The organism is uncultured Agrococcus sp. (assembly GCF_945915485.1).
Lineage (GTDB): Bacteria > Actinomycetota > Actinomycetes > Actinomycetales > Microbacteriaceae > Agrococcus.
In genome coordinates, this window is sequence record NZ_CAMEFJ010000082.1 from 1 (window position 1) to 10,786 (window position 10,786).

The following is a 10,786-nucleotide window of genomic DNA, read 5'->3' on the forward strand; positions in this document are numbered from 1 at the left end:
CGGCGCTCGCGTCGCCGCGTCCACGGCCAGGTCATGAGCGCCCATACGGCGGCCGCCCCAACGGCGAGCCAGAGAACGTAAAGTGGCCAGGGCCCCAGAGCATCGATGAGCGAGGCACCCTCCGGCGGCCCGTTCAAGAACGCGTAGTTGGTACCGAGCAGCGCATTGCACGTCATGGCGAGAGCGCCCCACGCCAGCGCCGCACAGTAGGCGACGGCGTAGTCGCGCCACCGTGGGCGGTGACCGAGACCCCAAACGAGCGCAAGCGATGTGAGGAGGACGGCGATATGCAGCACCCAGTAGAACAGGAAGCCGACGGTGGGGCCCACGAGATAACTCGGGTGCGGCGTCAGAATCGCCTGCGTATTCAGTGTCAGCCCCCAGTAATAGCTGATGCCGATCGCCCACTTCGGCTGCCAGATCAGCGCGACGGCCGAAACGAGCCGCAGCGCGTCGGAGTAATGCAGCGGCAGCGATCGCTCGAGATCCCAGTTCGCAGGCAGCATGAGCCACACCATGTAGAGCACCGAGAGCACCATCAGCACCCATCCGGCGGCACGAGCCGTCGCGTCCCTCGTGGCAGGTTTGCGCATCCGCCGCAGTCCCCAGATCACCGGCACGGCCAGCAGCACCGTGAGCGCGAGCAGCCCGGTGTGGACACCTCCGAACAGCGCCGGGGCGTCAGCCGCTGTCAGCGCCGCCGCCATTCATCAAGTGTAAGGAACCGGAGCGTGAAGCATCTCAGTCGAGCAGGAGCGCCGGTTCCTCCAGCACAGAAGCCACATCCGCCACGAACCTGCTCACGATGTCGCCATCGATCGCACGGTGATCGAACGAGCCGCCGACGGTCGTGACGAATCGCGGGCGCACTTCTCCATCGACGACCCACGGCTTCTGCTTGATCGTGCCGAGCGCCATGATCGCGGTCTCGCCCGGGTTCAGGATCGGTGTGCCGGTGTCCATGCCGAAGACGCCGATGTTGGTGATCGTGATCGTGCCGTTCTGCATATCGGCGGGCTGGGTCTTGCCGTCGCGCGCCGTCACGGTCAGGTGCTCGAGGGCTTTCGCGAGGTCGAGCAGTGAAAGGTCCTGCGCATCCTTGATATTCGGCACGAGCAGACCGCGAGGTGTCGCGGCCGCGATACCGAGATTCACGTAGTGGTGCACCACGAGCTCCTCGCCCGTGAACGTGGAGTTCACGTTCGGATTACGGCGCACCGCCCACAGGATGGCCTTCGCCACGATCAACAACGGCGACACCTTCACGTCGGCGAAGTCGACCGAGTTTTTGAGTCGTTTGACGAACTCCATCGTGCGCGTCGCATCGACGTCGACGAACACCGAGACGTGCGGGGCGGTGAAGGCCGAATCGACCATCCCCTTCGCAATCGCCTTCCTGACGCCCTTCACGGGGATGCGCTCATCGCGTCCGCCGCTCCACTCCGGGGTCGTCAGGTTCTTGAACACGCTGGCCTGCTCGGCGGCGCGCACAACGTCGTCCCGCGTCGCCTCGCCCGCGATGCCGGTGCCTTCGACATTCCGCAGATCGACATCGAGGTCCTTCGCGAGCTTGCGAATAGGGGGTTTCGCGATGACCGGCGTTGCGCCGGCCGCGGGCATCGATTTCGGCACCTCCGGCTTGGATGCGGCAGGCGGGTTCTGCACCGTCTTCGGCTTGCGGCGCCTCGTCGAGGGCGCGTCGCGCACCCCGTACCCGACCAGCACCGCGCCGTCGCCCTCCTGCGTGATCGTCTGCTCGGTATCCGCAGCGGCCGACTCGGTGTCTTCGCTCTCGTCACCGGAGATCCGGATGATCGGGGCGCCCACCTGCACCGTTTCGCCCTCAGTGACCAGCAGCTCTTCGACGACGCCCTCGAACGGGCTCGGCAGTTCAACGAGCGACTTCGCGGTCTCGACTTCGAGGATCACGTCGTTGACGCTCACGGTGTCGCCCTTGGCGACCTTCCACGAAACGATGTCGGCCTCCGTCAAACCCTCACCGGGGTCGGGCAGCAGAAAGTCAGGCACGGGATCCTCCTCAGTAGGCCATCACACGATCGACGGCGTCGAGTACTCGGTCGGCGTCCGGCAGGTAGACGGCTTCCAGCTGCGCGGGCGGGAACGGTGCATCGAACCCCGAAACACGCATAACGGGCGCCTCAAGCGAATAGAAGCAGCGCTCCTGCAGTGTCGCGGCGATCTCGGACCCGAGCGACACGTGCCCCGGCGCTTCCTGCGCGACGACGCATCGGCCGGTCTTCCGCAGGCTTTCGACGAGCGGCTCGTAATCGAGCGGGCTCAGCGAGCGGACATCGACGACTTCGCACGAAACCCCCTCGTTCTCGGCGATCGCAGCGGCCTGCATCAGGACGTGCACCATCGCCGAATGGCCGATCAGGGTGACATCCGTGCCCTGCTTCGCGACAACCGATTCGTGCAGCGCGTACTGAGCCCCCTCGGTCGAGACTTCACCCTTCGCCCAGTACTTCGCTTTGGGCTCCATGAAGATCACGGGATCGTTCGACTCGATCGCCTGTCGCATCATCCAGTAGGCGTCGTTCGCGGTCGAGGGCGCGACGACCCGCAGACCGGAGGTGTGCGCGAAGTAACCCTCGGGGCTCTCCTGGTGATGCTCGACGGCACCGATGTGACCACCGTGCGGGATGCGCACCACGACGGGAAATGCCTGACGACCCCTGTGCCGATTGGTCATCTTCGCGAGCTGCGACACGATCTGGTCGAACCCCGGGTAGACGAACCCGTCGAACTGGATCTCGCACACCGGCCGGTAGCCACGCATGGCGAGACCGATCGCCGTGCCGATGATGCCCGCCTCTGCAAGCGGCGTATCGAGCACACGTCCGGTACCGAACTCGGCCTTGAGGCCGTCGGTGACACGGAAGACGCCACCGAGGTCGCCGATGTCCTCACCCATGAGCAGCACGCTGTCGTCAGCGGCCATGGCGTCTCGCATCGCGAGATTCAGAGCCTTCGCAATAGGCAGCTGCTCGGTCATTCGTCACCTCCGAAGCTTGCTTCGAATCGGGCGAGCGCGAGCTTCTGCTCCTCGAGAGAGGCGTTCGCATCCGTATAGACGAAATCGAAGATCTCGTCACTGGACGGTGTCGATGCGCCCAGCGTGTGGCGGCGAATCTCGGCTGCGACATCTTTCGCTTCGGTATCGATGGCGCTGAACACGTCGTCGCCGATGCCGCGAGCGCGCAGGAAGCCGCGCATCCGCTCAATCGGGTCCCTGCGCTTCCACGATTCGAGTTCGTCGCTGCTGCGGTACTTCGTCGGATCATCGCTCGTGGTGTGAGCGCCGATGCGGTACGTGTCGAGTTCGAGATACTGCGGGGCGTTCTCCGAGCGAGCCGCATCGAGCATGGCGCGACTGACGACGTAGCTCGCGAGCGCATCGTTGCCATCGACCGAAGCGGCCGAGACTCCGAACCCGCTCGCGCGCTGCGCTAGCGACGTGCGCGACTGGACGCTCGAGGGCACCGAGATCGCCCACTTGTTGTTCTGCACCATGAACAGCACGGGGGCCTCGTAACTGGCAGCGAAGATCAGCGCCTCGCTCGCATCACCCTGGCTGGATGCGCCATCCCCGTAGCAGACGACGACGGCCTCGTCCGCCTCCGGGTCACCGGTTCCGCTCGCGCCATCGAAGCGCACGCCCATCGCATAGCCCGTCGCGTGGAGCGACTGCGTTCCGATGACGAGCGAGTAGAGGCGGGCGCCTCGCGTTTCGGCAGGGTCCCAGCCGCCGTGCGTTGCTCCGCGAAAAATGTCGACGATCTGTTCGAAGCGCACGCCGCGTTGGTGCACCATCAGGTGCTCCCGGTAGCTCGGGAAAAGGGTGTCCTGGTCGCGCATGGCGAAAGCGACGCCTGCCTGGCCGCCCTCCTGGCCGATCGACGGCACCCAGAGGCCGAGCTTTCCCTGTCGCTGCAGATTGCCGGCCTCTGTGTCGAAGGCTCTCGTCAGCACCATGCTGCGGAGCATCTCGACGTGCTGCTCGTCCGTCAGGTCGTCGGCGACGCTCCACCACCGCTCATTGTCGGTGTTGCGAATCTCGCTGCCGTCGACGTCGAGAAGTCGCGTCTGCGTCATGCACGCCCCGCGATCTCGGCGGCGGCGGCGATGATCGGCGCTGTCGCCTGCTCGGTGCCGATGGAGATGCGCACGCCGTCTGGGAACTGTCTCGCAACGATGCGATGACACTCGAGAATCTCGGGTACCAGCTCCGCCTGGCGCTCGTTGGTGCCGACCCAGACGAAGTTGCCGTGCGGCTTCGGAACCCACACGTCGCGTTCAGCGAGTGCCGCATGAATCTCGGCAGCCCTGTCGGCGATCGACTCGGCACGCGCAAACACCTCTCCGGCGTTGTCGAGTGCCGCAACGGCCGCCCGCTGTGCCAGCGCATCCACAGAGAAGGGCGCCACCGCATTGGATGCCGCTGCAAGAATACGAGGATCACCGATCGTGTATCCGACCCGGAGCCCGGCCAGACCGTAGGCTTTCGAGAACGTCCGCAGAACGACTACGTTCTCGCGATCCGCTTGCGCGGCGAGGCCGTCCACGGTCTCCTCCTGCACGAATTCGATGTATGCCTCGTCCAGCATGATGAGCACATCGTCGGGGATTCGGTCGGCGAACGCATCGAACTCGGTCTGGGTGACAATGTTGCCGGTCGGGTTGTTCGGAGAGCAGACGATGACCGCGCGCGTGCGCTCGGTCACGGCATCCGCCATGGCGTCGAGATCGTGCGAGCAGTCGTCGCGCAGCGGCACCTGCACCGACGTCCCTCCTGCCATCTGCACGAGCAGCGGATACGCCTCGAATGATCGCCAGGCATACACGATTTCGCTGCCGGGTTCCGTGACCGCGGAAATCAACTGCTGGAGGCCCATAACGGAACCGTGCGTCACGAGGATGCGATCGGCTTCCACCTGGTGCTGCCCGGCAAGAGCATCGCGCACGCTGCGAGCATCCGGGACGGGATACAGGTTCATCGACCCGGCGGCTTCGGTTATCGTCTCGATGACTGCCGGGAGCGGCGGAAAGGGATTCTCATTGCTCGACAGCTTGTGCGCATCAGCGGGCGCCGGCTTGCCGGGCCGGTACGCCGGCAGCTGTTCGATGGATTCACGGATTCGTACTGGCACGAAACCAGGCTAAGCCCTCCTACCTTCTATGCGCAGCATATTTGCAGGTGAGAGAATGTTCCCATGCGCTTCTTCTTGCGAATCGTGTTCACCGCCGTCGCCACGTGGCTCGTCAGCCTCATCCTCCCTGGTCTGGAGGTCGAGAGCTTCGGGTCCGACTGGTGGCAGGTTGCTCTGACGACACTCGCTGTCGCGTTCGCCTTCGGTTTTATCAACGCGACGATCGGCAATCTGATTCGCATCGTTGCCTTCCCGCTCTACATCCTTACGCTCGGGATCATCTCGTTCTTCGTCAACGGACTGCTGCTGATGATCGTTCACTGGGTGTCCGAGGCGCTCGGGTGGGGCCTCTACATCGACAACTACTGGTGGGGCATACTCGGCGCGTTCCTGATTTCGCTCACGACCGGCATCATCACGATGATCACGCGCCCGGTGTTCGGCAAGCGCCGCCAGCGCAAGCGCTGAGCGACGTCACGAAATGTTGACCATGCGGTCAAACGTCACGAAATATTGACCGAACGGTTCATTTGCAACGGCACGATCAACTTTTCGTGACACGGACGGTCGGTGAGCCCTGCCGAAGAATCCTCCTGATCGTCTCTATCGAACGATCCAGATCGTGCCGGATGTCCCGGTAGCCGAATCTGTGCCAGCGGTACCCCATGCGTACGATCACGTTGTTTCGCGCGCGGTCCTTCTTCGCCTGCTCAGCCAGATCGTGAAACTCGGAACCGTCGATCTCTATAAACAGCCAGCCATTGATAACGAGATCAACACGTCCCCCGGGAACTGTCACCTGCACTTCCACTGTCCACCCTTGATCGAGGCAAGCCAAACGGAGGATGCTTTCCAGACCCGACTCTGCCCTCCGATTCACTCTCCGCAGCCAACGTCGCTGTTCCCGGTTGAGCGATGAGGCCAACGTGCCAAGATCATCCTTGGTGATGACCCCTTTGTTCAGCGCGCTGTCAACAGCGGCAACCGCCCAGTACTCCCGGGTTGAGCGAACGTACTGTGCGAGCGCCTCGACGACACCGACCCTCCACGGAAATCGCGCATCCGCGTCCCCATCCCCGCGGCAGTACCCGACACCGCTGGGAATAGTGGGGAGTGCCCGTTTGCGTGGAAGCGAAACTACGGGATGCGGTGTTTCCGCGACCCAGACACCGTATGTACGTAGCGCTGCTGCGCCTCCGACCAGCCCGCGCATCCCAAGTGCGAGTGCGATGAAGGCCGGAGTAGACGCTGACCCCACCCAGCTTCGCGTGAACGCGATCACACGTTCGTCGGCGACTGCCTGGCGAATCGCACGATGCGACCAGCCGAGGGTTCTTAACTGCGAGCGGGTCGCCGCAGATCCGAGTGCCTGAATGTCAGCCAGTAGTTTCTCCATGAACAGGGATGATCCCTCACCGCAGGGCTCGAGCGCTGACGGTCACGCACGGGTTGTGGACAAATATCGCTTGTGAATAACCAACAGCTCATGCAACGGGCAGGGTCCTACCTGTGCGGCCGGCACGGACGTCACGAAATGTTGACCATGCGGTGAAACGTCACGAAATATTGACCGAACGGTTCATTTGCAACGGCACGATCAACTTTTCGTGACACGGTCCGCCGCCGACTTATCGATGCTCGGGGTCGTTCTCGATCTGCTCGGTGTCTGCAGCCGTTTCGGTGCCGTACGCCGGTGAAGGAGGTGGGGGCTCTTCTTCCTCGTCATCCTCGATATCCTCCAGAATCGCCTGCGTCTTGTTGCGAAGCGCGGAAAGCCGCGACTCCAGGTCCGCCTGGGCTTCTTCCCACCGCTGCTCATAGGTGCGCTGCAGATCCTCGAGGTCTGCCTGCGAGGGCAGATTCAATGCACGAAGGCGCTCCTGTTGCTGCTGCGGCGTCAAATCCTCCGGCGTTGCCAGAATGTCGCCGATCTTGCCGCTCAATTCGATCAACTGCTCGTAGTCAAGGTTCTTGTCGTTCACAGGCCCCTCCAAGTCGGCATGCTGCGCATCCCACTCTGCCACGATCCGCGGCTATCGGTCGAGTTCGTAAGCTCTCCTGTTCACGACCACCGCACCGTCGAGTCGCTCTTCTCGTCGCTGGATCTGGCCGAGGCTCACGGTATCGCCGGAATCCTCGAGCTCGTCGATCGCCTGCCGATACGCGGGCGGCAGATGCGGATCGCCGATCGACTGCGGGTTGATGTCGGGCGACATCTCGATGACGGTCGCGTTCGTTTCGTGCTGCGACATCCCGGCGACATTCGCCACGATGTCCTGATCGTTCTGCAGCTGCACCCAGTCGATCTCCTCCGGTACGACGATCAGTCCGCTCGGAGCGCCATAGGTCGTGAGGCTCGAGATGTTGAAGTTGCCGTTGGCCGCAACCAGGGCGACCGCTGCTCCTCCCTGCGAATATCCGAACAGGTCGATCGAATCGTTCGGGTCGATGCCCGCATCGAGCAGTGCTTGCTCCAAACCCTGCGCGCTCCCGTACAGATTCTGGTGGCTTGCCGCGTTCTCGACATTCGAAATCGAGTCGAAGCCCGAGTCGCCGTCTCCGAACGACCAGTCCTGAGTGCCCTGCACGAAGACCTGGTGGTGCAGACTCCCGTCGGGGAGTTCGAAGGTGAGGATGACGATGTCGCTGTCCTGCGACGTGATCTGCTCGAAGCCTTCGCTGTAGGTCGTGACCGGCTCGGACGGCTCTTCTGGAAAGCTCTCCTCGTGCGTCATCTCCCTGGGGGTCACGGGGTCCGAACCCAGCTTGTGGCCGTTGGCCAGCAGGGGAAGGATCAGCATTGTCAGCAGCGTCACGGCATCCTGGTCACTCATCGAGCTCAACGGGATGGCTCCCAGCAGCCCGGCAAGGAAGTCGTCGATACCGCGGGTGCCGTAGCCCAGCATGTCGAGGACCGTGGGGTCGAGCAGCAGCTGCTCGAGGTATGGACCGTAGGCGTTCTGCAGGTTCTGCAGCAACGTTTCGAGTTGGCCCCGCACGGGTGCGAGCATGAGCTCGAGCATCGAGCGCACGGCGGGGTTCTGCGTGAGCTGGTTGAGCAGGAACAGGCTCGGCCCGAACAGGAGCCCGGCACCGAGGGCGGCCAGCAGCAACGGCCGGGAGAGCACGCCGAGGAGGTACAACGCCGATTCGGTGAGGGAAGAGAAGCCGTTCTGCAGCGCGTCTTCCAGATTGCTGTACGAGAGCCCGACCGCGTAGGTCAGCGACGAGAACGTCCGCAGCTCCAGCACGAGCCGCGGTAACTCGGAGCAGATCTCGGCAACGTAGTCGTCGACGGTGATCGCTACGGGGTCGGCGGGAGCGGCCGCTCGCGCGGACGGCGCAAGCCCCGCATCCGTATTCGCGAGCGCAAGCTCTTCCACCGCACTATCGATGGCTCGGGCGAGCACGCGGTGGGCATCGTCACTGGATCCGTAGCCCGTCACGATTCGAGCTCTCTCGCAAGTGTCGCGGCTCGGCCGGCCCGCTGCTGGACGAACTCGATGCGTCTGCGCAACTCGTCGGCGCGTGCTCGCCACGCCTCGCTGGCCGGGCCGAACCAATCAACCGCCATGACCGGCATATTCTGCGCGGCCTGCACGAGCCTGCCGTGGCTGCGATCGAGCACGGTGCGCAGGTAGTCGAGCTCGGCCGCCGCTGCCGGTGTCGGTGAGAGGATCTGGGTCATGCGACGAGGATGCCGAAGACCGGTCGGCCGGCGCACACCCAATTCGCCGGGCTGTGGAAAGAAGTGTGTCAGGAAGGGCGTGTGAGGCGCGCCAAGCTGCCACAATAGAGCCGTGAGCATGACGCGCCTCCTCACCGACACCTCGCGGTTTCGCGTGGTGTTCGTCTGCACAGGCAATATCTGCAGATCGCCCATGGCGGAAGCCGTGACGAAACACATCGCAGCACGCGCGGGGCTCGCCGACCGAGTCACGGTCGAGAGCGCCGGGATCGGCGACTTCCACGTCGGGGAGACCGCTGACCCGCGTACCGAGCGAGCGCTACGAGCTTCGGGCTACGATCTCGGCGATCACAGAGCAAAGCAGTTTCAGCCCGATTGGCTCGAGCTGTTCGATCTCGTCGTCGCGCTCGACAAGGGGCAGAAGCGAGCGCTGAAGGCGATGGCGTCGCAGAACGTCCGCTCTCGAGTGAAGCTCCTGATGCGCTTCGACCCGGAAGCCGACATCAGGGATGTCCCAGACCCGTACTATTCCGATGAGCCCTTTTTCACCGAAGTGCTGCGACAGATCGAGTCTGCTTGCGAGAAGCTCTTCAGCCAGATCGAGCCTGCCCTGCGTTCACCGAATTCCGCGCCGCGGCCACCCGAGAAACAACACCTGGAGCGTTCATGACCTTCCCCCCTCAGCCCGTTTCGCCGCTCGATGGCCGCTATGCAGCGCAGATCGGCCCCATCGGCGACCACCTCTCCGAGGCGGGGCTCAACCGTGCGCGCGTGCACGTCGAGGTCGAGTGGCTGTTGTTCTGCGCACGCCACGGGCTGTTCGGCACGCAGGAAGTGTCGGAGGAGGATGCCCGGGCACTGCGCGCGTGGGCCGCCGGCTTCGGGCAGGCAGAGATCGACTGGTTGGCCGAGAAGGAGCGTGTCACGCGGCACGACGTGAAGGCCGTCGAGTATCTCGTTCGCGAACGCCTCAGCGTGCAGGGCCTCGAAGCGCTGTCGGAGGCGGTGCACATCGCCTGCACCAGCGAGGACATCAACAACCTCTCGTACGCCCTGACCATTCATGCTGCCGTGCGGGATGTGTGGCTGCCCAAGTTCGACGGCGTCATCGCTCAACTCCGGTCTCTTGCCGAGATGCACCGAGAGCAACCCATGCTCTCGCACACGCACGGACAGCCGGCGACGCCGACGACGCTCGGCAAGGAGTTCGCGGTGTTCGCCTGGCGCCTCGGCCGTCAACGCGATCGCGTCGCGAGCGTCGAGCCTCTCGGCAAGTTCGCGGGGGCAACCGCAACGTTCTCGGCGCACAGGATCGCGCATCCCGACGCCGACTGGCCGACACTCGCCAACGAGTTCGTCGCAGGGCTCGGGCTCACCTGGAACCCGCTGACGACCCAGATCGAGTCGCACGACTGGCAGGCAGAACTCTTCGCCGGCATCTCGCACGCCGGACGCATCCTGCACAATCTCGCCACCGATGTCTGGACCTACATCTCGATGGGGTACTTCACACAGATTCCGGTGGAGGGCGCGACCGGCTCGTCGACGATGCCGCACAAGATCAACCCGATCCGCTTCGAGAACGCGGAGGCGAACCTCGAACTCGCGAGCGCCATCCTCGACTCGCTCGCCTCCACCCTCGTCACCAGCAGGCTCCAGCGCGACCTCACCGACTCATCGGCGCAGCGCAACATCGGCGTCGGTTTCGGCCACTCGATGCTCGCCCTCGACAATCTCTCGAAGGGCCTCGGCGAGTTCAGCGTGAGCGCGGAGTCGCTGCAGGCCGACCTCGACGGCAACTGGGAGGTGCTCGCCGAGGCGATTCAGACGGTCATCCGGGCAGAGGTGCTCGCAGGACGTTCGAGCATCACCGATCCGTACGCCCTGCTGAAGGACCTCACGCGGGGGCAGCGCGTCGACCGGGATG

Annotated in this window: 12 protein-coding genes; 3 read left to right on the forward strand and 9 right to left on the reverse strand. The window is 64.1% G+C overall.

Annotation, left to right across the window (positions count from 1 at the left end):
- The 5 genes from Q0O95_RS11340 to Q0O95_RS11360 all read right to left on the reverse strand — a co-directional run.
- Nucleotides 1–707 (reverse strand): TIGR02206 family membrane protein (locus Q0O95_RS11340; RefSeq protein WP_293698637.1); only part of this gene is annotated, 707 nt, incomplete at its 3' end.
- Nucleotides 708–741: 34 nt separating this feature from the next.
- The gene (locus Q0O95_RS11345) at nucleotides 742–2,028 is read right to left on the reverse strand and encodes a dihydrolipoamide acetyltransferase family protein (RefSeq protein WP_293698640.1); all 1,287 of its coding nucleotides are present in this window, start codon (nucleotides 2,026–2,028) and stop codon (nucleotides 742–744) included.
- A 10-nt stretch (nucleotides 2,029–2,038) separates the two neighbouring features.
- Complete coding sequence (locus Q0O95_RS11350) at nucleotides 2,039–3,016, reverse strand: alpha-ketoacid dehydrogenase subunit beta (protein ID WP_293698643.1); 978 nt, start codon at nucleotides 3,014–3,016, stop codon at nucleotides 2,039–2,041.
- On the reverse strand, nucleotides 3,013–4,116 hold the full coding sequence (locus Q0O95_RS11355) for a thiamine pyrophosphate-dependent enzyme (protein ID WP_293698645.1): 1,104 nt from the start codon (nucleotides 4,114–4,116) through the stop codon (nucleotides 3,013–3,015). Before Q0O95_RS11355 ends, Q0O95_RS11350 begins: the two co-directional genes overlap by 4 nt.
- Nucleotides 4,113–5,171, reverse strand: coding sequence for a histidinol-phosphate transaminase (locus Q0O95_RS11360; protein ID WP_293698647.1), 1,059 nt, complete (start codon nucleotides 5,169–5,171; stop codon nucleotides 4,113–4,115). Before Q0O95_RS11360 ends, Q0O95_RS11355 begins: the two co-directional genes overlap by 4 nt.
- 63 nt (nucleotides 5,172–5,234) lie before the next feature.
- Here Q0O95_RS11360 and Q0O95_RS11365 point away from each other — a divergent pair, with 63 nt between their 5' ends.
- Complete coding sequence (locus tag Q0O95_RS11365) at nucleotides 5,235–5,639, forward strand: phage holin family protein (protein ID WP_293698650.1); 405 nt, start codon at nucleotides 5,235–5,237, stop codon at nucleotides 5,637–5,639.
- Between the two features lie 76 nt (nucleotides 5,640–5,715).
- Here Q0O95_RS11365 and Q0O95_RS11370 read toward each other — a convergent pair whose 3' ends face one another.
- The 4 genes from Q0O95_RS11370 to Q0O95_RS11385 all read right to left on the reverse strand — a co-directional run bounded on the left by Q0O95_RS11370 (nucleotide 5,716) and on the right by Q0O95_RS11385 (nucleotide 8,859).
- Nucleotides 5,716–6,567, reverse strand: coding sequence for a DUF559 domain-containing protein (locus Q0O95_RS11370; protein WP_293698653.1), 852 nt, complete (start codon nucleotides 6,565–6,567; stop codon nucleotides 5,716–5,718).
- 232 nt (nucleotides 6,568–6,799) lie between these two features.
- On the reverse strand, nucleotides 6,800–7,153 hold the full coding sequence (locus tag Q0O95_RS11375; RefSeq protein WP_293698656.1) for a hypothetical protein: 354 nt from the start codon (nucleotides 7,151–7,153) through the stop codon (nucleotides 6,800–6,802).
- A gap of 51 nt (nucleotides 7,154–7,204) precedes the next feature.
- Nucleotides 7,205–8,617 (reverse strand): hypothetical protein, encoded by a 1,413-nt coding sequence (locus Q0O95_RS11380; protein WP_293698659.1) that lies wholly within the window; start codon nucleotides 8,615–8,617, stop codon nucleotides 7,205–7,207.
- Nucleotides 8,614–8,859 (reverse strand): hypothetical protein, encoded by a 246-nt coding sequence (locus tag Q0O95_RS11385; RefSeq protein ID WP_293698660.1) that lies wholly within the window; start codon nucleotides 8,857–8,859, stop codon nucleotides 8,614–8,616. Before Q0O95_RS11385 ends, Q0O95_RS11380 begins: the two co-directional genes overlap by 4 nt.
- Nucleotides 8,860–8,977: 118 nt before the next feature.
- Between Q0O95_RS11385 and Q0O95_RS11390 the strand changes: the two genes are divergently transcribed.
- Nucleotides 8,978–9,529, forward strand: coding sequence for a low molecular weight protein-tyrosine-phosphatase (locus Q0O95_RS11390; RefSeq protein WP_293698663.1), 552 nt, complete (start codon nucleotides 8,978–8,980; stop codon nucleotides 9,527–9,529).
- On the forward strand, nucleotides 9,526–10,786 hold a 1,261-nt coding region (gene purB, locus Q0O95_RS11395), incomplete at its 3' end, for an adenylosuccinate lyase (protein WP_293698662.1). The genes Q0O95_RS11390 and purB, both read left to right, overlap by 4 nt.

What these genes read in the sequence shown, in the direction of transcription:
- Q0O95_RS11355 (WP_293698645.1), bottom strand. Translation starts at nt 4,116, where the DNA reads ATGACGCAGACGCGACTTCTCGACGTCGACGGCAGCGAGATTCGCAAC.
- Q0O95_RS11390 (WP_293698663.1), top strand. Translation starts at nt 8,978, where the DNA reads ATGACGCGCCTCCTCACCGACACCTCGCGGTTTCGCGTGGTGTTCGTC.
- Q0O95_RS11385 (WP_293698660.1), bottom strand. Translation starts at nt 8,859, where the DNA reads ATGACCCAGATCCTCTCACCGACACCGGCAGCGGCGGCCGAGCTCGAC.
- Q0O95_RS11365 (WP_293698650.1), top strand. Translation starts at nt 5,235, where the DNA reads ATGCGCTTCTTCTTGCGAATCGTGTTCACCGCCGTCGCCACGTGGCTC.
- Q0O95_RS11350 (WP_293698643.1), bottom strand. Translation starts at nt 3,016, where the DNA reads ATGACCGAGCAGCTGCCTATTGCGAAGGCTCTGAATCTCGCGATGCGA.
- Q0O95_RS11370 (WP_293698653.1), bottom strand. Translation starts at nt 6,567, where the DNA reads ATGGAGAAACTACTGGCTGACATTCAGGCACTCGGATCTGCGGCGACC.